Consider the following 21,469-nt stretch of genomic DNA (forward strand, 5'->3'; position numbering starts at 1 on the left):
CAGGCTTTGGTCGGGGTGGCAGGATTCGAACCTGCGGCCTCCTGCTCCCAAAGCAGGCGCGATAACCGGGCTACGCTACACCCCGAAAAGTGAATTATGTTTTTAGTCTTTTCCGTTCCAAACTATCCTGTAAGATATCCGGGAAGCGGAGGAAATTTATTCCAATTTTCCGGTCGAAAAGAGAATAAAAGAACCACAGACTAAAAATCTAGCGGAGAGTATGAGATTCGAACTCATGCGACAATTGCTCGTCGACAGTTTAGCAAACTGCTCCATTAACCACTCTGGCAACTCTCCGTTTATTTAAGAACTTCGCAAGTAATTTTGCGGTTGCAAATCTAAGTTTTACTTACGTACCAACCAAACCTTTTTTATCTTTTTGGAAGAAAATTTAAGGTAAAATCGAGCAACTTTCCTTAAACTACTTGACTTCAATTAAATAGGCGTGAAAAAAAATTATTGAAACTTTTCTGGATATAAAAAGTTGTGCAAGTTTCTAATAGCCTTATCATGATTTCGAACAAAAGGGTTTTTATTATCCCAGACATATCCTGCAAGTACAGAACAAATTTGCATTTTAATATTTTCACTGGCATTCTCAGTGAAAAATATATCCTGTAATCTTCCTGTATACCATTCTTTTACGTAGGTGGCGAATACATTAATAGCCTTTTGTATATGTTCAGTATATTCTTTATTCCAATCTATAACTTCTCCAGACAATTGCCTGGCCACCAGTTTTGCACTTAATAATCCGCTTTCAGTCGCGAATGCAACCCCGGAAGAAAAAACCGGATCTAAAAATTCTGCTGAATTTCCAGCAAGCGCAAAACCTTCACCATGTAAAAGCTGAACATTCTTGGATATACCAGATAGTTTTACAGGCTCAAACAAATATTCCTGCTTTGAAAATCGATCTTTGTAAAAGTCGCACTGATCCAACATTTGCTTAAATATCTCATTCTTAGAGCCAGAAAATGTATGGAACCAGTCGTTTTCTCCTACAAACCCCAAGCTAGTAGTCCCGTTGGAGAAAGGAATATACCAGAACCAGGCACCACGGTTAATGATCTCAAAACTAATTTGTGCTCCTTCTTTACCTTGAGGTCGGTCTTCGTCCTTAATGTGAGTGAATATGGAGGAATGATCATAGATCTTGGCGGGAGCTTCCAGTTTAAGCATTCCGGCTAAGACCCGGCCATTTCCACTGGCATCAATTATAAATCTGGAAGTGATACGACTTAGAACGGCATTTGGGTCTTTAGATTCAATATTCCAAAGCTTGTTCTCCCATCTGGCAGAAACCACTTCAGCTCCAAAATTAATCAGTACTCCTCTTTTCTGTATGCTTTCTGCAAGTTTATGATCAAAGTCGGCTCTGGGAACCTGCCAGGTCCAGTTCCAGCCTTCCCCAAACTTTTTACTGAAATCGAATTCAACGACTTTCCCATTCTTAACGAAACGTGCGCCCGTCTTTTTCTGGTAATTTTGTTTCTGCAGGTCTTCGAGTAATCCGGCTTCAGCGAAATTATCCATACAGCGGGGGATCAAACTTTCCCCAATGGCAAACCTTGGGAAAAATTGCTTTTCCAGCACCAATACAGATACACCGGTTTTCTCCAGGTAACCTGCTGCAACCATACCAGCCGGTCCCGCACCAATAATTACAACGTCATATTCTTTTTTAACCATAATCTAACGATACAAAGCTAATGGAAAATATGCTTCAGTTGAATTCACCTAAATAAAAAGCTCTGCCAGTTAAGGCAGAGCTTTCGTGAGATATAAGCAATCAATCATGCCAGTGGCAGATCTATTGGACTAATGTATCTTATTGAAATTGATTTTAATAGCCGACTTTCCAATGCTAACTGTTTAATAACTTCAGCAATACTTTGATAAAATTCTGGAAAAGTTAAGTTGACATTTATGAAATTATCAATACTTATAATTTATTACCCGGTTCATGCTATATCCCGCTTTCCCGCTAAAAATATTACATTTGTCCAGAGCGAAAACTATACACAATCCTGAATTCAAGCAGCTACTTATGATCAACCTGGAGAAGGAACTTACACTTTCAGAATTTCAACAAGTTGTTTTTCAGAGAACAAGGGTAGAATTAGGTGTTGAAGCCAGAGACAGGATTATCCAAAGTCATCAATTTCTTGAGAAATTTTCGCGAAATAAAATCATCTACGGAGTAAATACAGGTTTTGGACCTATGGCGCAGTACCGGGTTGCAGAAGAAGATTCTATCAACCTTCAACTAAATCTTATAAGAAGTCATGCTACAGGTGCAGGTGCCATACTTTCAGAAGTAGACGTACGGGCGCTAATGTTAGCCAGACTGAATACTCTTAGCTTAGGTAAATCTGGCATCGATATTTCTGTTGCTGAAGTTTTAATTCAATTGATCAATTTAGAAATCACACCTTTGATCTTTGAACATGGTGGAGTAGGAGCTTCAGGTGATCTGGTGCAATTAGCACATCTAGCTCTGGTTCTTATTGGAGAAGGTGAAGTTTTCTACGAAGGTAAACGCAGAGATACTGAAGAAGTCTTCAGACAAAAGAATATTCGTCCAGCGAAGATCACCATTAGAGAAGGGCTGGCAATCATGAATGGAACTTCTGCGATGACCGGGCTTGGCCTTGTTAATATTGTTCACGCAAAGCGATTGCTGGACTGGTCGGTTTTTTGTTCTTCTGTGATCAATGAAATTGTAAAGGCTTATGATGACCACCTTGCCGAAGAGTTAAATCGGGCAAAACTTCATAAGGGTCAGCAGCAAATCGCTGAACTTATGCGAAATCACTTGAAGGACTCCGGTCTCACCAGATCCAGAAAGGAAGAACTTTATAATACCGATCATGCCAACACGGAAATGTTCAAAGAAAAAGTTCAGGAATATTATAGTTTAAGATGCGTTCCACAAGTTCTTGGACCTGTGATGGATACTCTTTCACAAACGACCAAAATTTTACTGGAAGAGGTGAATTCTGCCAATGATAATCCTATTATCGACGTAAAGACTGAGCAGGTTTACCATGGCGGTAATTTCCACGGAGATTATATTTCTCTGGAAATGGATAAACTTAGGCTGGTAATGACCAAAACATCCATGCTTGCGGAAAGGCAGATCAACTATTTACTGAATCCAAAACTTAATGACATTTTACCGGCTTTTGTCAATGCTTCAAAATTAGGTTTGAATTTCGGAATGCAGGGTGCACAGTTTCCAGCGGTTTCGACTACTGCTGAAAATCAAATGCTTTCCAACTCCATGTACGTTCATAGCATACCCAATAATAATGATAATCAGGACATTGTAAGTATGGGAGCAAATTCTGCGATGATGACCCGTAAGGTGATCGACAACTGTTACGAGGTTTTAGCAACTGAAATGGCAACGATCCTTCAGGCACTTTACATACTTCAATATGATAATCGTCTATCTTCAGCGACTACCTTGAAAATCAAGGATCTTAAAAAGATTTTTCCGCAGATAAAAGAAGACAGAGTTCTCTATAAAGACATTCAGAATTTGAAAATATATCTCAAAACTCATCAGGCTTATGACTAAGAAAAGATTTGCTTTGGTAACCGGCGGTTCACGCGGAATTGGAAAAGCGATTTGTCTAGCATTGGCTAAAGATCATAAACTCAATATTCTATTGAATTACAGGTCTAATGAGGAGTCGGCTCAAGCGGTCAAACGGGAAGTTGAATCATTGAATATTATCTGTGAACTTCTGAAATTTGATGTTGCCAATGCTTCTGAAGTTTCAGAGAAGATTAGTAAGTGGAAATCTGAAAATAAGGATTCAACTATCGACGTTCTGGTAAACAATGCCGGTATTAGCGACGACGGACTTTTTATTTTTATGTCTGAGAATAGCTGGAATTCGGTTTTAGATACTAGTTTGCAGGGATTTTATCATGTGACCCAGAGCGTTCTGAAGGATATGTTGAGAGCTAGAAGCGGAAGGATCATTAATATGGTTTCGCTCTCAGGTTTAAAGGGAAACGCGGGACAAGTAAATTATTCAGCAGCAAAAGGAGCTGTTATTGCAGCTACCAAAGCACTTGCACAGGAAATTGGAAAAAGGAAAGTAACGGTGAATGCCGTTGCTCCCGGATTTATTAATACTGAAATGACCGCAGATTTTGATGCTGAAAAATATAAAGAACTAATTCCTTTGAATCGATTTGGAGATCCGGAAGAGGTGGCAAATCTGGTAAGTTTTCTGGCATCTGATAGATCTTCATATATCACCGGCGAGGTGATCAATATTAATGGCGGACTCTACTCTTAATCATGGCAACTTGGAAAGGGAAATCCCGGGGAACTTTACTTGGCTTCAGGATCTATGTAAAGATCATTAAAAGCTTCGGACTGATCGCTGCCTATTTTGTACTCCTTTTCGTTGCCGCTTATTTTATCATTTTCTCTTTTTCTTCGACCCGCAGCACCTATTATCTCTTCAGAAAAAGACTAGGTTATTCTCCATTGAGCTCAGCATTTAATGTATATCGTAGTTATTTTACCTTCGGAAGAATACAACTCGACAGGATTGCGATCACTAATGGATTAAAGAACAAATTTACTTTTGAATTCGATGGCGTTGAATATATAGAAGCATTGCTGAAGCAGAAGAAAGGCGGGATCCTGCTTACCGCACATATTGGCAATTTTAATCTTGCCAAGCATTTCTTTGAGGAACGACATGCAGATGCAGTTGTAAACCTTGTGGTAACCGACTTTGAACACAAACAAATCAAGCAATACCTGCAATCTGTCACTGGAGATACCGAAGTGAAAGTGATCGTGATGAAGGATGATCTAAGTCATGTTTTCGCGATGAAAAAAGCTCTGGATCATAATGAACTACTAGTTTTTGCGGCAGATAGGTTTATGGAGCAGTCACGTACTTTAGAAGCTAATTTTCTGGGGGAAAGGGTTAAATTTCCTGAAGGTCCTTTCAAACTTGCCGCCAGAAATAAAATTCCAGTTTTGTTCGTACATCTAATGCGAGAAAAGAATTTTCACTATCATTTTTTTGCACGCCCTTATAAAGCTAACAGCTACACGACAAAAGAAATTTTAAAATCTTATCTTGACGATCTGGAAAGAATGGTGAGAACATATCCTCACCAATGGTATAATTATTATGATTACTGGAACGATTTCAGTTAGCTATGGCAGAAAACTTATTACATCATCCAATCCGTTCAGCAGAGGAAATTTCTAATCTCATTCCTCAAAAGAAACCTTTTGTATTCGTGGACACTTTATTTGAATATACAGATCTTACTGGTGTAACTGGATTTACGGTCCCTGAAGACAGTCTCATGCTCGATCATGGCAAATTATCTGAGAGTGGTCTTATTGAACATATGGCTCAAAGTATGTCCTTACATCGTGGATATCAGGGTTCTCTTAGCGGCAATACGAAGCCAAAAACAGGTTTTATAGGTGTGATCAAAACTGTTGAAATTCTTGGGCAGCCTTTGGTTGGAGAGAGTATTACCACCTATGTGGAAATTTTGCATGAGATCATGAACGTGACCTCGGTCTCTGCCCGAACCGAAAATGACAGGGGAGAGGTGATCGCCATGTCTGAGATGAAAACGGTAACTGTTGATTAATGTCCACAACATTAACTCATACCACAAAGCTGAAAGTAAAGTTTCATGAATGCGATCCTTTAAGAATCGTCTGGCATGGGAACTATCTTAAATATTTTGAGGAAGGTCGGGAGGATTTCTGCCATACTCATGGTATATCTTATCTCGATGCTGAAAGCAATGGGTACGCAACACCTATAGTATCCTCAAGTTGTGAGCATAAAAAACCTCTGGCTTATGGCGATAAGTTTACGGTTGAAACAAGTTTTGAAAATGCTGCTTCAGCAAAAATGATCTTTACCTATAAGATCTTTAAGAATGAAGAATTGATCTGTACGGGGAGAACCGTACAGGTTTTTTTAGATCAAAATAATGAACTTTCGCTTATAAACCCTGAGTTCTATCAAGCCTGGAAATCAAAAATCAACTTGTAAAATGCAGCAAGTTTATTTAAAATCTGATAGCATAATTTCTCCGTTGGGTTTTGGCACTATGGCCAATCTACGGGAATTGAGATTGCAAAATTCAGCTTTAAAACTTCAGAAGCCTACGTCAAAGTATCCAGCTGGTTATTATGCAGGGTTGCTGGATGAAGAAATCATTGATCGCAGTTTTTCCCTGATAGGTAATTGTGAGGATTACACGAAGCTGGAAACGATGCTGATTCTTGCTATAAAGGATGTAGTCGATAAAGAGGCAAGGGTAGACTCTTTGAGTACAGGGCTGGTAATTGCCACGACCAAGGGAAATATCGATCTTTTAAACTCTAATAAATTTGCTAAAGAGCGGGTTGAACTCTGGAAAATGGCACAGGTAGTTGCCGACTTTTTCGGATTTAAAAATAAGCCCATCGTGGTATCAAATGCATGTATTTCTGGAGGTCTTGCTATCAAAACAGCCGCAGATTTTATCAAGTCAGGGAAGTTTTATAATGCTATAGTAGCAGCAGGCGATCTGGTTTCAGAATTTGTATTATCTGGTTTTCAATCATTCCAGGCGATGAGTGCGAAGGCATGCAAACCTTTTGATGCCGAACGAAATGGAATTAGTCTTGGTGAAGCGGCTGCCGCAGTATTTATTGATGGGCAAACTTCACAGGAACAAAATGTGGAATTTATTCATGCTGTTACTACCAATGATGCAAATCATATTTCCGGCCCTAGCAGGGATGGTGAAGGTTTGTACCAGGCAATTTCCAGATTAGAACATTTTACTGGTATCACTTCCGAAGAAATTGACGCAATTTCAGCTCATGGAACGGCGACCATCTATAATGATGAAATGGAAGCTATAGCATTTGATAGATCCAATCTCAACGATATTCCATTGCATAGCTTAAAAGGCTATTTCGGGCATACCTTAGGCGCTTCAGCCTTGATCGAATCCATTATGCTTAAACAAAGCTTACTTAAAAACGAATTGATCATTTCGAAGAATTTCGAAAGCTCAGGTGTTTCTACCTCCTTAAATATTACTACGGAAGCTTCTCAGAAAGAAATTAATATGGCACTAAAAACAGCATCAGGTTTTGGAGGCTGTAATATTGCCATGCTTTTCGGAAAAACGAAAGCTCATGTCTGAAGATCAATCAATTAAGTTCATCAAGATAAAGGACAATAGGATCACATCATCTGAAGGTTTATTGTTTAAATCAGAAGATAAGTTAGAGTCCGCTAAATTCATGAGTCAGGCGTATAAGTTTTTCGGAATTAATTATTCCAAGTTCTTCAAAATGGATGGACTTAGCAAAGCAGGCTTCATCGCTGTAGAATTACTTTCAGAAAAGATCCAATTGGAGAAAAATACCGGTTTGATATTCTCAAATTCCAGTTCAAGCCTGGACACAGATCTTCGTTTTCAGGAAAGTATGCAGAATTTCGCTTCGCCTTCTGTCTTTGTATATACATTGCCCAATATCGTGCTGGGCGAAATAAGTATCAGACATTCAATTCAGTCTGAAAATGCATTTTTTATCACAGAAAATTTCGATCCGGAACTAATCCTGGATTATGCTGAAATACATCTTAAGAATTTAGCATGTAAAAATGTGCTTTGTGGTTGGCTAAACTTGCACAATAATGAATATGATGTATTTTTGTGGCATGTCACCGGTCTTGAAGATCTGCAATCTCAACGGGGACAGTTGCCGAAAATCTACGCTACTACACATGAGTGACCTACATACCGAGCTAAAGGAAAGTATTATAGAACAACTTAATCTGGAGGACATGGAGCCTGCAGATATCGAAAATGACGAAGCCCTGTTTGGTGATGGACTGGGACTTGATAGCATTGACGCCCTGGAATTAATAGTATTGCTTGAAAAGGATTATGGAATTAAGCTGACCGATCCCAACCAGGGAAAAGAGATATTTGCTTCAGTAAATACCATGGCAGGTTTTATCGAGAAACATCGTACGAAGTAATTTATGAAAACTGTAGTCGTAACCGGGATGGGCATGGTTTCTGCCATTGGTTCGAGCGTAACGGCTAATCTTCATGCTTTGCAAAATGATGTTCACGGATTATCCAAACCCGATATTCTAACAACAAAACATCAATTTCCTGTTGGCGAGATCAAACTTTCCAATGCTGAATTACTGGAAGAATTAAAGCTTTCTGCCAACTCCGGGATCACCCGTGCTTCCTTACTCGGAATCAAAGCAATTACTGAAATATTTACAAATACAGATCTGGTACCTGACCCAGAACATACAGCTTTTGTATCTGGAACCAGTGTGGGAGGAATCGATAAAACAGAGGAATATTTTGAACAATTTGACGAAAGTCTTGCTTTAAGAGCTTTTATACAAGCGCAACATCCCGGTTATACCACGCAAAAGATCGCGGAATATTTTGGGATTAAAGAACATGTTACAACGATCAGTACTGCCTGTTCTTCCTCTGCAAATGCCATCATGAACGGGGCAAGGTTGATTCAGTCCGGTAGATTCAATAAAGTGATCGTGGGAGGAAGTGATTGTCTCACAAAATTCACTCTCAATGGATTTAATTCTCTTCGAATTTTATCAGAAAAACCAGCCAGACCATTCGATATCAACAGAAATGGACTCAATCTCGGAGAAGCAGCGGCGTATTTGGTTCTGGAAGCTGAAGGTACCAGTCATGAACATAATGTCCTTGCGAAAGTCTCTGGTGCGGGCAACGCAAACGATGCATTTCACCAAACTGCCTCTTCAGAAAACGGGGAAGGCGCGTACAAAGCAATGACCGCTGCGTTAAGGTCGGCAGAATTAAATTCCTCCCAGATCGATTATATTAATGCTCACGGTACCGGAACACTTAATAATGATCTCGCCGAAACCAATGCTTTGGAGCGGAATTTTGCACAGGCTCAAGTTCCTGACTTCAGCTCTACTAAAGCATTTACTGGACACACTTTAGGAGCGGCCGGCGCAGTAGAGGCTATTTATTCTATATTATCGTTACAGAATCAGCAGGTTTTTGCCAACCTTAATTTTCAGGATGTGATGGAAAATGGTTTGATTCCGGTTATTCAAAAGAAACACCGCAAACTTGATCACGTAATGTCGAATTCTTTCGGGTTCGGTGGCAACTGCACCTCGTTAATCTTCAGTAAACATGCGTAGCTTTTACATTAACAGTGTTTCCACCATTACAGCACAGCCGGAAGATTTCCTGACTTCCGAAGACGTGCTGGAACTGCAGGGAAATATCTTGAGAGCAAGTGCGCGTAATTATAAGGAATTGATCAAGCCCATGATGCTGCGAAGAATGTCTAAAGCAGTGAAAATGGGGATCTTCAATGCAGTGCAAGCTCTTTCCAGGTCTGGTATTGAAAGTCCTGATGCGATCCTCGTTGGTACAGGACAGGGTTGTATGCAGGATACCGAAAAGTTCATGCAACAAATAGAGCAAAGTGAGGAGCAGTTGTTGACACCAACTTCTTTTATTCAATCTACCCACAATACGGTTAGCGGACAGATCGCACTTTTTCTGAAATGCACGGGTTATAATATGACCTACACTCAAAATTCAGTAAGCTTTGAGAGCTGTCTTTTTGATGCGCAAATGCAGTTCGAGATCGATCCTGAAATTCAGAATTTGATAGTCGGCGCCGTAGATGAAACTTCAGAGAAATTTACAGGTTTTCAAAAGCTTGATGGTCAAATTAAAGAAGAGGAAGTTTTGAATATAGATCTACTAGATGCCAATACTTCGGGAACCATTATTTCTGAAAGTTCTGCTTTCTTCAGTATTTCCAAAGTTAAAAGTTTAGCTTCACTGGCAACCTGCAGCGCAGTTAAAATTCTGAATGATTTTCAGCCTTCTGAAATTGAAGAAAAAGTTATTGATTTTCTAAAAGAGAATGAGCTAACATCAGAGAATATAGACGCAATTGTTCTCGGGAACAATGGAGACAACAGGTTTGATGTTTATTATCATAATCTGCAGCAAGGTCTTTTTAGAAATGTTACACAGCTTGCCTATAAATCCCAGACCGGAGATAACAATTCTATTTCAGCAATTGGTTTTGCACTAGGGATTTCTATCCTTCAGCATCAAGAAATTCCGAAGAAATTCAGGCTAAATTCAAAGTCGGTTTCAACTTTCAACCGAATTTTGGTCTATAACCAATATCTTGGTAGAAATCACGGATTCATCTTACTGGAAAGTCTTGAAATATAAAATACTTCGAATCATCTTCAGCTTTATACTGCTAGGAAGCGTTCTGGGTGCTCTAAATGGGTACTGGTCTGGATGGTTCATTCTGCTGGTGGCGGTCATATATGTAAGCACTATCCTTATACTGTCTACAAATATTCGCCTTAATTTTTTTCAGAATTCGATACATTCCGCAATGGGAAGGGAGGGAATAGGACTAAGCTTTGATGATGGTCCGCACCCAAATACTTTAAAGATTCTGGATATTCTGGATGAATTCGAGGTTAAGGCATTGTTCTTTTGCATAGGGAAAAATATAGCGGAACATCCTGAAATCTACCGGGAAATCATAAAAAGAGGTCATGTGGTGGGTAATCATACCTTTTCACATTCACGAAAATTCGGTTTTCTCTCAACTCGCGCGATCATTTCTGAAATTCAGCAATGTGATCATATTGCGACTGAAGTAGCTGGTTTAAAAACGAATTTATTCCGGCCACCATTTGGAGTAATCAATCCCAAGGTTTCCAGGGCAATTACGGCTACCGGTCACATTACTGTAGGATGGAGTGTACGGTCTTATGACGCGATCACCAGCTCGCCAGATAAGATATTTCAACGAATTACAAAAGATCTAAAAGCCGGGGATTTGATACTTTTACACGATAATATCCCTCAGAGCGCTAAAGTCTTGGAACAGTTATTGGTATTTTTGAAACAGAAAAATTTAACGGCTATCAGGCCAGATCACTTACTTGATATCGATGCGTATTCTTAAATTCATTTTTATACTTTTTAGTTGCCAGCTCTTCGCTCAGAATGCGACCTTTTCTACTTCGGAAGCTACAGCTTTCAAAGAGTCCACTAAAGCGAAGAACATTGAAAATCTCCAGGCAGATTTCAAGCAGCTGAAGTTTATGAAAACCATGGAAAAGAGCGTAGAAAGTGATGGTCATATTTGGTATGCTTCTCCTGGCAAACTTAAATGGTCTTATACTTCTCCTTACGATTATGAGTTGCTGTTCAAAGATTCGAGTTTGTATATCATTGAGGATGGTAAAACCAGGAAAATGAATACTGGAGACAGCGAACTTTTCGAAAAAATGGGAGAACTTGTTGCAGGAAGCTTTAATGGTCGCATTCTGGAAATGGATGAATTGTTTAGAACAGACTTTGCCAGGGAGGGAAAATTTGTAAAAGCTACGGTTACTCCAAAGGATGAGAATTTAGCTGAAATGTTCTCTGAGATAAGGATATTCTTTAATGCTGAAAAATATATTGAAAAAGTGAAGCTTATAGAACCTTCAGGCGATTATACCGAGATTAAAATGAGTAATTTTAAGACCAATCAGAACATACCTGCTTCGGTATTCGATCATAAATAAGAAATTTTGAAAGATTTTTATACTGTTTACAAGTCTGAAAAAGACAATGATACCATTCGAACAAGCCTGAAGGTCAATGCCGGACATGAACTTTACAATGGACATTTTCCTGGAAGACCGGTAACCCCGGGAGTTGTGCTCATGCAATTATTTAAGGAGGAGGCAGAAAGAATTTCAGAAAAAAAGCTTAGTCTTAAGAGAGCAAGCAATGTAAAATTTACTGCAGTTTTTGATCCTACAGATAATGATGAACTCATTCTGGAATCAAAATTAGAAAAGCAGGGAACTTACTACGAGCTTAAAGGCATCGCGAAAAGTGAAACTGGGATTATTACTAGGATCAACGCGCTTTACGATGTGATATAAATTTGTCCTGGCATAGGCAATTACTCTTTATTTAAATGATATTTTTGCATTAAAGCCAACAATTTGGGTACACTGCCTATTCTTCAAGAACGTTTTGATGCACTAAGTTGCGGTGTTATTGTTCCTACTTACAACAATGATCATTCGCTTCGTGCTTTTCTTACCGAATTAGTTACTTATACCCGCAATATCATCGTTATTAACGATGGATCGACAGATACCACCAATGAGATTTTAAAGGATTTTGAATTCCTGGATATTGTATCGCATGATACTAACAGAGGTAAAGGTGTTGCCTTAAAAACAGGTTTTAGGAGGGCTGGGGATAAAGCTTACGAGTATGCGATCACGATAGATTCAGATGGACAGCATTATCCTGCAGATCTGGAGAAGTTCCTGGTAGAACTCGAAAACAGGAAAACTGGTGATCCTGAACTACTACTGGTGGGCGATCGAAATATGTCGCAGGCAGGGATCCCGGGGCAAAGTAGCAAAGGCAATAGATTTTCCAGTTTCTGGTATTTGGTAGTAACCGCCCAGGAATTAAAAGATACTCAAAGCGGTTACAGACTTTATCCTGTTCGGCTTATTAATTCTTTAAGACTGATCACCTGGAAATTTGAATTAGAGATCGAGGTATTGGTGAAGTCGGCATGGAAAAAAGTGGAAGTAAAAAATATACCTATAAGGGTTCACTACGATCCAGGAGAGCGGGTAACTCACTTTCGTCCATTCTGGGATATTGTACGTATCGTCTTTTTATACATATACTTTGTATTGATCAGTTTCTTTTACATCCATCCAAGGAATAAATATCGTGAATTCAAGCAAAAGGGGATCAGCAGATTTTTTAGAGAAGATATTATTAGAGATCAGGATTCTCCTCAAAGAAAAGCAGCTGCCATCGCTTTAGGCATTTTTGTTGGGATTTCACCGTTTTGGGGTTTGCATACCTTACTGGTCTTTACATTAGCAGCATTATTGAAATTAAATAAGGCTATAGCCTTTTTATTTAGCAATATAAGTATACCGCCTTTTATTCCTATAATTTTATATTTGAGTTATCAGCTCGGAAACTTTTTTATAGGTAATGGATTTGACTGGCAATTGAATCTCGAGAACTTTGATTCGGGAAAAGATCTTTTCATAGGTTTAACTCAGTATTTAATTGGTAGCATAGTCCTGGCAATTATTAGTGCAGCACTTACGTGGATCATGTTTTACTGTCTGTTTTGCTTTCTGAAACCCAAACAACCAGCGAATAATTAATGTCTAGATTCTTTCTGAAAATTCATGAATTTTTGAATCGGCATAAATGCCAGGCGTTGATCATTGCAGTTCTGTATCTCGGCCTTATGTCCTTTCTTGCTACAGGCATTAAGTTGGAAGAGGATATAACCAAACTAGTGCCGTCTGGAAATGATCAGGATCTAGTGAAAACCATACTGGAAGAATCGAAGTTTTCAGATAAGATCATCTTTAGGGTGAAGGCTGAAGAAAATACAGATCGGGATAGCCTGGTGGCATATGCCAACGAAATATCTGAGTTCTTAAACTCAGAGCTTTCAGAATATGTTACTGGTGTCAAAGGAAAAATTCCGGAACAGGACATCAAACAAATCTATAATTTTGTTCAGTCCAATCTACCCATCTTCTTAAATGAACAGGATTACGTAATCATTGATCAAAAGATTGATGCAGACAGTATAGCTGCAAGTATCGAATCTGGTTACAAGCAATTAATATCACCCACTGGATTTGTGACTAAAAATTATTTTCTCTCAGATCCTCTTAGTATTACAAGACTTGGTTTGGCACGTTTGCAGGAATTGCAGGTTGGAGACCAGTATGTGCTATATCAGAACTATATCATGACAAAGGATCAAAAGAATATTCTGTTCTTTATAGATCCCGTCTATCCTGCATCAGAATCGAACAGTAATAAACAGTTTACAGCGAAACTGGAAGCTAAGATCGCATCGCTGGATGCTCGCTATAATACTATAACAGGAGACTATTTTGGCGGACTCCGTTACTCGGTAGCCAATGCGGAACAAATAAAGCAGGATGTTCGAACTACTGTAATAATTGCGGTTGCGGTATTGCTCTTTCTACTGGTGGTTTATTACAGGAAGTTCTATGTCCCAATTTTGTTATTTGTGCCCAGTATTTTTGCTGGAATAACTGCGGTAGCCATTCTTTATATTTCACAGGTATCCGTTTCGGCTATAAGCCTGGGAATTGGTGCAATCCTTCTGGGTATTACGCTGGATTATTCCTTGCATATTTTAACGCATCTTCGATATAGTTCAAATATCGAAAAGCTGTATAAGGATATTACGAAGCCAGTCATTATGAGTAGTCTCACCACAGCGATCGCATTTATGTGTCTGGTTTTTGTGAAAAGTGAAGCTTTGCGTGATCTGGGGTTATTTGCAAGTTTAAGCGTGTTATTCTCTTCCTTCTTCGCCCTTGTGCTTATTCCTTTTCTATATACACCAGGGAATATTTACGCAAAAACAACGATTCTGGATAGAGTTTCAAGCCTGGATTATTCCAGAATTAAACCTTTGGTGTACTTGCTATCAGGATTATTTGTAGTGTCTCTTTTCTTCTTCAGCAAAGTGGAATTTAATGAAGACCTATCAGAACTAAACTATCAGCCGGAACATATTAAAAAGATAGAATTAGAGCTGGAAGGACTTGCTGGTAGATCCGGGAAAACGATCTTACTGGTGGCTTACGGAAACTCGCTGGATGAAGCTTTGTATAGGAATAATCAGTTATACCAGGATCTCAAAAAGTTCGAAAATGAAGGTGATATTGAAAACTTCAGTAGTATAGGAGGAGTAGTGCTTTCTACCGAAACCCAGGAATCCCGTATCGACAAATGGAACAGCTTCTGGACGGCTGAAAAACAGGATTCGGTAAAGAACAATATTCAAAAGACTTCAAAAATCTTTGGATTTAAATCGAATAGTTTTAGCAATTTCGATGAAGTGCTGGTTAAAAATTATTCAAGTATAGGTCTCAAAGATTATGAGTTGGCCGGCTCACTTTATATGCAGGATTTTGTATCCAATAATCCAGAAATTTCAACGGTTTCGAGCAGCGTTAATTTACCTGAAGATAAGGTTGAAAGATTTATTAGCTATTTCGAAAATGTTCCAGGAGTGGTAGCACTGGACAGAAAGGCGATCAATCAGAACTTTTTAGGAGATCTTAAAGCCCACTTTAATATCCTTATTCTCGCTTCAATAGTGGCAGTTTTCCTGGTGCTGCTGTTATTTTATCAGAACTTGCTTCTAAGTGTGATCACCTTGCTACCAATCGCGATCACCTGGATCTGTGCCTTGGGAATCATGTATTTTTTCAGGATAGAATTCAACATTCTAAATATCATTATTTCGAGTTTTATCTTTGGGCTTGGGCTTGATTACAGCATTTTTATTACTAACTCATGTCTCAAAGAATATGAAACTGGTAGATCTGAATTAAAAACCTATCAGGCATCCATCATTCTGTCGGTTATCACAACATTGCTGGGAATAGGGGCTCTGATTTTCGCTAAACATCCTGCTTTGAAATCCATTTCGATCGTTTCAATTATTGGAGTGCTTACAGCGGTTTCAGTAAGTTTCATACTTCAGCGCAGTTTATTCAGAAAATTGATCTTTCAGCAATATGGATCATTATCCTTCAGAAGAAATAATAAAAACGCTGTTTCTGAAAAACTTTATCATAAAGATGCAATTCTGAAGCATTACCGCTATCAATCAACTTATTCCGAAGCTAAAGCTGAATTCAGGCAACAAAGAGAAAAGTTCTTAAAGATATCACGTTATCTTGCTGAAGTAGATGATCTCCTAGTTCTGAATTCGGGAATAGGAATTTTACCTTTATTTATCAAGATCAAGTATCCTCAAACTGAAGTGTATAGCCTGGAATTCGAAGAATCGAAAAGAGTAGCGGCAAAGAATGCCTATAGATTAAGAGATGATAAAATTTATATTCTTGAAAGTGCTCAGGAACTTCCCTTGCTTCGTAATTATATTATTCATGGAGATACTCACGATGCTGCACTAATCAAAAATCTTTCTAAAAGTGCCGATTTAATGATATTTCTGGATACAAAAATGAAAACTCGCTGGTTGCTTGATCAAAATTTTGAACTTACCTATCGACAGAATGATATTTTAATCTACCGAAAACTGACTTAGATGAAGAAGTTTATTCTACATATCCTCATTTTATTTGTTTTCAATTCCTGCGGAATTAAAAAGTCCATGGATCACAAGCCAGATCTTAGCGGTTTTGAACAAATTGATACCACAAGAATAAAACATTCAGATAGTCTATACACTTTGGGGAATAACCAGCTCTACCAGAACGATCTTGGCGTATGGGAAATGTATCTCGAAGGTAATGCCCTGGAAAGGGGAGTTGCTCATGGAAGTCTGGGACGGGAGCTTATACACCACCAGGAAACAGCATTTATGTCTAAGCTGGAAGAAATGGTACCTTCAGAAGATTATAGAGGCTTCCTGAAAACATTTGTTAGTTGGTTCAACCGGAAACTGTACCTCTATGTTTCTGAAGAATATAAACAGGAGATCTATGGGGTTTCAAGGTTCGGCCTGGAAAAGTATGATGATTTCGCACCTGCTTATATTCGCATGTTATATTTTCATGGAGCTCATGATATTGGACATGCTTTACAGGACCTAATGTTGGTGGGATGTACAAGTTTTGCAGCCTGGGACGAAAAAACCAGCGATGGAGAATTATTAATAGGTCGGAATTTTGATTTTTATGCAGGTGATGATTTTGGAGAACAAAAGATCGCCGCATTCGTAGCGCCGAAAAAAGGTCACAGATTTATGATGTACACCTGGGGCGGGATGATAGGGGCATTAAGTGGTATGAACATGCAGGGAATCACTGTGACTATCAATGCCGGGAAATCCAGAGTGCCACTGGTTGCCAAAACTCCCATTAGTCTGTTGGCACGGGAAATTTTGCAATATGCCGGATCAATTGAAGAGGCAATTGCGATTGCGAAAAAACGTGAAGTGTTTGTTTCAGAATCGATCATGATTGGAAGCGGAGATGAAAAAAGAACGGTTTTGATAGAAGTGTCCCCTGGTAATTTTGGAGTATACGAAGTGGAGAATGGTGATCAACTAGTTTGTAGCAATCATTTTCAAAGCGAAGCATATTCGAGTGATAGAAATAATAAGCTAACCCGTGAGGAAAGTCACACTCAATACCGGTACGACCGCATGCAGCAATTGCTTGAAGAGGAAGATAAATTGAATCCACTTAAGGCGGTTGAGATCCTTAGAGATCGGCAGGGTCTGGACGAGCATTCCATTGGAATGGGTAATGAAAAAGCAATTAACCAGCTCTTAGCGCATCACGGAATCGTTTTTAAACCGGCGGAAAGGAAGGTTTGGGTAAGTTCAAATCCCTACCAGATGGGAGAATTTATACATTATGACCTAAATCAGGTTTTCTCAGATTATGGTCAGGGCATTAAGTCGAGTTCAGTTTCAACGAAGGAATTCAATATCCCGGCTAGTAGTTTCCTTCAAACTCAGGAATATCAGGATTACGAAGCCTTTAGAGTACTTGAAAGTAAAGTTAAAGGAGCATTGAATAGCGCAAAATCTTTAGATGAGGATAAAGCCAGGCAACTTGTAAAACTTAATCCCGATTTCTGGGAGGCTTGGTATTTAGCAGGCAGAATCTATTATGAGAATAAGCATTATAAAAGTGCATTGATCCATTTCAAGCAAGCCAGAAAAAGAGAGATTACAACCATTCCTGATTTAAAGCAGGTTGAGAAGATGATCAGGAAATCGACCAGAAAAATTTAATTTGAAGTGCAGGAGTCAGATCAAAAAACACAGTGGCAGAAAATTCAGCAACAGCTGAGCTATACATTTAGAACATCAAAATTCTATCAGGATGTTTTGCAGCAAAATTCTATCCAGGTCGATAACATCATTAGTTATGAGGAGTTTTCAAAATTACCCATAACTACCAAAGAACAGCTGCAGCAATATAATGAGGATTTCATTTCCATTCCACAGCAAGATATCATAGATCATGTTACCACCAGCGGGACTCTTGGTGAGCCTGTTTCTTTCTATTTAAACGAATATGATCTTGAGAGGCTCGCTGAGAATGAGTCACGTTCTTTCAAACTTGCCGGGATCACAAAGCATGATAAAGTTTTGATCACCACAACCCTCGATCGAAGATTCATGGCAGGAATGGCTTATTTCCTTGGTCTTAGAAAATTAGGTGCTGGAGCGATTAGAACCGGAGGTGGTTTGCCGGGATTGCAGTGGGAAAGCATTTTCAGATTCAAACCAAAATACATTATTGCTGTCCCTTCCTTTCTTCTGAAACTCATTCAATATGCTGAAGAAAACCAGATTGATTATCGAAACTCATCAATTCAGTCTGCGATTTGTATTGGCGAACCTTTGCGAACTTCCAATTTTGAGTTAAATAGCCTGGGACAGAGAATTTCTTCCTTATGGGATATAGAGTTATTTTCGACTTATGCTTCAACAGAGATGGCTACTGCTTTTACGGAATGTAACCAGCATCAGGGCAATCATGTCCAGGAAGATCTTATTTATACTGAAATTCTTGATCAGGACGGCAAGCATGTTGCTGATGGTGAAATAGGAGAGCTCGTAGTTACTCCATTAAATGTACAAAGTATGCCGCTTATTCGTTTTGCCACAGGCGATATACTGACTTATACCGATACTCCTTGTAATTGTGGCAGAAAAGGAAGACGATTAGGACCAGTAATTGGCAGGAAGCAGCAGAAAATAAAATTAAAAGGCACCAGTCTTTATCCACAGCATATCATCGAAATATTAAATAGGTTTAACGAACTCGAAAATTTCATCATTGAAGTTTCTCTGAATGAAATTGGGGGTGACCAACTTAAAATTTTAATTCCGGAAAGTTTCAGGGAAATTGAAAGCCTGAAGGAGCATTTAAAAGCATTCTTAAACGTACTGCCAGAGATTAGCTTCGAAGATTCTAAAACTCTTCAGCAACTCAAATTTCCGGCCAGTAGTAGGAAGCCAAAAATCTTTTACGATCTACGCTAAGTTAGCCTTTCTACAAAAAATTACAGTTTTCTCATTTTCCAGGTTTGTAGTGAAGAAGATATAATCATTTCCTCCATCCTGAATTTTGTATTTTTTCCGAATATTTTCTACTGAATCTGGGAAATTCCTGGTAGTAACATTTGCTTTTTTATTCTTCAATATCTTCTTTAAGTTCTTGTCTTTATAGCTCTTAATATCAGTTATATGGAAGATTCTTCCTGGAAATTCTTTAACCAGTGCTTCTGAAGTATAAATATGAGAATGCTCATGCAGTTTTGGAACTCCAAATGTGGTGCTGACTTCCGTGAATAATCCGCTTTTCATGATCGCGGCATTCGGTTCGTAGAGATAGTTTAAAGGTTTTGAAAGAACCGCATTCAAGGTTTTTACTTCTGTATCAAAACTAAATTTTTGCAATTTTTTTCCCTGGAAATTGATGGTTGTCACTTTTAAATCAGACCTCCAGTTTTTTTCAATTAGCCAAAGCAGCTCCTTTACTTCATTGTTAACCGCTATGATATGAATTTCTTTAACAGAATGCAGTTCACGCAGTCCAGCTGTGATATCGAGAATAGGTGAAGTTTTTAGAAGAATATGATCAGACTTTGCAAGTAGGAAATCGAGTTCTTCAGGAACATCTGGTGTACAATCTGATAAATGGTAGACTTTACCGCCATGTTCATCACGTCTTGCAGGATCTGCATAGATCCAGTCAAATTTCGGGTCGGTTTGCTTTAGTATATCAAGGCTATCTCCATGATGTATTCTAATATTAGAAGCTTCCAGTTCTTTGAAATTATGCGCAGCAATTTCAAACAGCTCTTTATTCAATTCGTAATATTGAAAACTGTCGAATTTCTTAGCCAGGAAGTAAGTATCTATACCTAAACCTCCGGTGAGATCGGCCCCTAAAGAACCCTTTACTAATCCTGATTTATATTCCGCAGTGATCTGTGAGGATGTTTGTTCCAGATTAAGCTTAGGAGGGTAAAGTATTCGCGGATTATTAAAAAAAAGTGGAAATTTCTTCTCTGCAATGCGCATGCCTTTTATCTGCGTTGCAATATCCTGAATTTTAATATGGCTGAAAGGGCTACCTTTTAAAATGAGAGCAGGCAGATCTTTTTTTTGATTTTCCTTTATAAAACGTTGAACTTCTTCCTCTAAAAGCGCCTTTTGAAGCATCTAATTACAGGTCTCTGGTTAGTCGTTTCACGATCTTGTATTCACTCAAAGATTCTTTAGCGATCACCTTAAGCGCTGTATAAAAAGGAACTGCGACTACCATTCCTGCAATCCCAAACATAAGTCCGGCTATCAGGATGATGAGGAATATCTCAAGTGGATGGGATTTCACGCTTGCACCAAATATCATGGGCTGTGAAATAAAGTTGTCAATTAGCTGACAAATTGCATAACCCATCATCACGTAGATCAATCTTGGAAGAATGATACTACTAAAATCTGCTCCAAGAAAACTGGAGATTACGAACAAAGCCATTAAAATACCTGCTAACAGTGGTCCCAGGTATGGAACAAGATTCAGGAACGCGCAAATAAAAGCGATGGCAATTGGATTATTGATCTCAAAGACACTAAGTAAAATGGAGTAGAGGAAGAACAATACTGCAATTTGCATTGTTAATCCCACAAAATACCGGCTTAGTAAAACCTTGATCTTATTAAAAACTCTTTGAAATTTCTTTTCTTCTCCATGATTGGCGAACACGAGGATGCTATTCAGCATTAACTTGGAATCTTTCAGGAAGAAAAAGGAAATGAAAATAATCGAAAATACAGCGATCATGGTTGTACCCAATATTCCGAAGACATTATTTAAGAATTGCGGAATTAGACCAACATCGAAGTTTCTAACAAATTCACTTCTTTTCAGCCCTTCAATTAAGTTCAATTCGTTGACTCCTAGATAATTGTTTACCTGATCGTTCAAATCATTCAGGTCGCTTTTGAAAGCTTCAATATCGATTTGACCCAAATATTTGCTTTGTTCAATAATGATCGGAACAAAAACGAAAATAATACCTACAAATATGGATAGGACCAGCAATAAAACGGTGATTACCGCTATCTGGTTGGGTAGTTTCAGCTTATTCCGAAGAAAGATCACGACAGGTCGACCAACTAGGGCTATGATTCCAGCAATGGCAATATAAACGATTACCGATTGGATTTCCCATAGAAAATAGAGTGCCAGCAGAATACCAATCATGATACCCACTGCTCGTAATATACCGTTCGCGAATTCTTTTGCTTTCACAGCGTAAATATATTATTTCTAAC

General features: G+C 38.7%; 20 protein-coding genes and 2 tRNA genes. 17 read left to right on the plus strand and 5 right to left on the minus strand.

Features of this window, described 5'->3' with window-relative positions; all coding sequences use genetic code 11:
* Positions 1 to 7: 7 nt before the first annotated feature.
* The 3 genes from ACNKXS_RS11340 to ACNKXS_RS11350 all read right to left on the minus strand — a co-directional run bounded on the left by ACNKXS_RS11340 (position 8) and on the right by ACNKXS_RS11350 (position 1,692).
* Positions 8 to 85, minus strand: a tRNA-Pro gene (locus tag ACNKXS_RS11340).
* 127 nt (positions 86 to 212) lie between these two features.
* A tRNA-Ser gene (locus tag ACNKXS_RS11345) sits at positions 213 to 297 on the minus strand.
* A gap of 159 nt (positions 298 to 456) precedes the next feature.
* On the minus strand, positions 457 to 1,692 hold the full coding sequence (locus ACNKXS_RS11350; protein WP_417920942.1) for an NAD(P)/FAD-dependent oxidoreductase: 1,236 nt from the start codon (positions 1,690 to 1,692) through the stop codon (positions 457 to 459).
* A 358-nt stretch (positions 1,693 to 2,050) separates the two neighbouring features.
* Between ACNKXS_RS11350 and flxA the strand changes: the two genes are divergently transcribed.
* The 17 genes from flxA (at position 2,051) to flxY (ending at position 19,168) form a co-directional block, all read left to right on the plus strand.
* A complete protein-coding gene (flxA, locus tag ACNKXS_RS11355) occupies positions 2,051 to 3,586 on the plus strand; it encodes a flexirubin biosynthesis tyrosine ammonia-lyase FlxA (protein ID WP_417921250.1) in 1,536 nt (511 codons plus the stop codon).
* Positions 3,579 to 4,319, plus strand: a complete 741-nt coding sequence (flxB, locus tag ACNKXS_RS11360) for a flexirubin biosynthesis SDR family reductase FlxB (RefSeq protein WP_405198653.1) — start codon at positions 3,579 to 3,581, stop codon at positions 4,317 to 4,319. The genes flxA and flxB overlap by 8 nt, the downstream gene beginning before the upstream one ends.
* Positions 4,320 to 4,321: 2 nt before the next feature.
* Positions 4,322 to 5,200, plus strand: a complete 879-nt coding sequence (locus ACNKXS_RS11365) for an LpxL/LpxP family acyltransferase (RefSeq protein ID WP_405198654.1) — start codon at positions 4,322 to 4,324, stop codon at positions 5,198 to 5,200.
* 2 nt (positions 5,201 to 5,202) lie between these two features.
* Positions 5,203 to 5,652 carry a hotdog family protein gene (locus ACNKXS_RS11370; protein ID WP_405198655.1) on the plus strand — a complete coding sequence of 150 codons (450 nt, stop codon included), beginning with the start codon at positions 5,203 to 5,205 and terminating at the stop codon, positions 5,650 to 5,652.
* Complete coding sequence (locus ACNKXS_RS11375; protein WP_417920943.1) at positions 5,652 to 6,065, plus strand: acyl-CoA thioesterase; 414 nt, start codon at positions 5,652 to 5,654, stop codon at positions 6,063 to 6,065. The genes ACNKXS_RS11370 and ACNKXS_RS11375 overlap by 1 nt, the downstream gene beginning before the upstream one ends.
* A 1-nt stretch (position 6,066) precedes the next feature.
* Positions 6,067 to 7,212, plus strand: coding sequence for a beta-ketoacyl synthase N-terminal-like domain-containing protein (locus tag ACNKXS_RS11380; RefSeq protein ID WP_417920944.1), 1,146 nt, complete (start codon positions 6,067 to 6,069; stop codon positions 7,210 to 7,212).
* Positions 7,205 to 7,807, plus strand: coding sequence for a 3-oxoacyl-ACP synthase (locus ACNKXS_RS11385; RefSeq protein ID WP_417920945.1), 603 nt, complete (start codon positions 7,205 to 7,207; stop codon positions 7,805 to 7,807). The genes ACNKXS_RS11380 and ACNKXS_RS11385 overlap by 8 nt, the downstream gene beginning before the upstream one ends.
* On the plus strand, positions 7,800 to 8,057 hold the full coding sequence (locus ACNKXS_RS11390; RefSeq protein ID WP_417920946.1) for a phosphopantetheine-binding protein: 258 nt from the start codon (positions 7,800 to 7,802) through the stop codon (positions 8,055 to 8,057). The genes ACNKXS_RS11385 and ACNKXS_RS11390 overlap by 8 nt, the downstream gene beginning before the upstream one ends.
* 3 nt (positions 8,058 to 8,060) lie before the next feature.
* On the plus strand, positions 8,061 to 9,242 hold the full coding sequence (locus ACNKXS_RS11395; protein WP_417920947.1) for a beta-ketoacyl-[acyl-carrier-protein] synthase family protein: 1,182 nt from the start codon (positions 8,061 to 8,063) through the stop codon (positions 9,240 to 9,242).
* A complete protein-coding gene (locus tag ACNKXS_RS11400; RefSeq protein WP_417920948.1) occupies positions 9,235 to 10,302 on the plus strand; it encodes a beta-ketoacyl synthase chain length factor in 1,068 nt (355 codons plus the stop codon). The genes ACNKXS_RS11395 and ACNKXS_RS11400 overlap by 8 nt, the downstream gene beginning before the upstream one ends.
* Positions 10,292 to 11,056, plus strand: a complete 765-nt coding sequence (locus tag ACNKXS_RS11405; protein WP_417920949.1) for a polysaccharide deacetylase family protein — start codon at positions 10,292 to 10,294, stop codon at positions 11,054 to 11,056. The genes ACNKXS_RS11400 and ACNKXS_RS11405 overlap by 11 nt, the downstream gene beginning before the upstream one ends.
* Entirely contained in the window at positions 11,043 to 11,663 is a 621-nt protein-coding gene (lolA2, locus tag ACNKXS_RS11410; protein WP_417920950.1) for a flexirubin biosynthesis/transport protein LolA2, read from the plus strand. The genes ACNKXS_RS11405 and lolA2 overlap by 14 nt, the downstream gene beginning before the upstream one ends.
* A gap of 6 nt (positions 11,664 to 11,669) precedes the next feature.
* Positions 11,670 to 12,029, plus strand: a complete 360-nt coding sequence (locus tag ACNKXS_RS11415) for an ApeI family dehydratase (protein ID WP_417920951.1) — start codon at positions 11,670 to 11,672, stop codon at positions 12,027 to 12,029.
* A 63-nt stretch (positions 12,030 to 12,092) separates the two neighbouring features.
* On the plus strand, positions 12,093 to 13,298 hold the full coding sequence (locus ACNKXS_RS11420) for a DUF2062 domain-containing protein (RefSeq protein ID WP_417920952.1): 1,206 nt from the start codon (positions 12,093 to 12,095) through the stop codon (positions 13,296 to 13,298).
* Between the two features lie 32 nt (positions 13,299 to 13,330).
* Positions 13,331 to 16,249 carry an MMPL family transporter gene (locus ACNKXS_RS11425; protein ID WP_417920953.1) on the plus strand — a complete coding sequence of 973 codons (2,919 nt, stop codon included), beginning with the start codon at positions 13,331 to 13,333 and terminating at the stop codon, positions 16,247 to 16,249.
* Positions 16,250 to 17,908 (plus strand): C45 family autoproteolytic acyltransferase/hydolase, encoded by a 1,659-nt coding sequence (locus ACNKXS_RS11430; protein WP_417920954.1) that lies wholly within the window; start codon positions 16,250 to 16,252, stop codon positions 17,906 to 17,908. It begins immediately after the preceding gene.
* 6 nt (positions 17,909 to 17,914) lie between these two features.
* Entirely contained in the window at positions 17,915 to 19,168 is a 1,254-nt protein-coding gene (flxY, locus tag ACNKXS_RS11435) for a flexirubin biosynthesis putative acyl-CoA ligase FlxY (protein WP_417920955.1), read from the plus strand.
* Here the strand turns inward: flxY and ACNKXS_RS11440 are convergent.
* The gene (locus ACNKXS_RS11440; protein WP_417920956.1) at positions 19,160 to 20,353 is read right to left on the minus strand and encodes a class I SAM-dependent methyltransferase; all 1,194 of its coding nucleotides are present in this window, start codon (positions 20,351 to 20,353) and stop codon (positions 19,160 to 19,162) included. The two genes, flxY and ACNKXS_RS11440, sit on opposite strands and share 9 nt — an antisense overlap.
* Before the next feature lie 4 nt (positions 20,354 to 20,357).
* Entirely contained in the window at positions 20,358 to 21,446 is a 1,089-nt protein-coding gene (locus tag ACNKXS_RS11445) for an AI-2E family transporter (RefSeq protein WP_417920957.1), read from the minus strand.
* Positions 21,447 to 21,469: the final 23 nt, after the last annotated feature.

The organism is Christiangramia marina (assembly GCF_048285865.1).
GTDB lineage: Bacteria > Bacteroidota > Bacteroidia > Flavobacteriales > Flavobacteriaceae > Christiangramia > Christiangramia marina.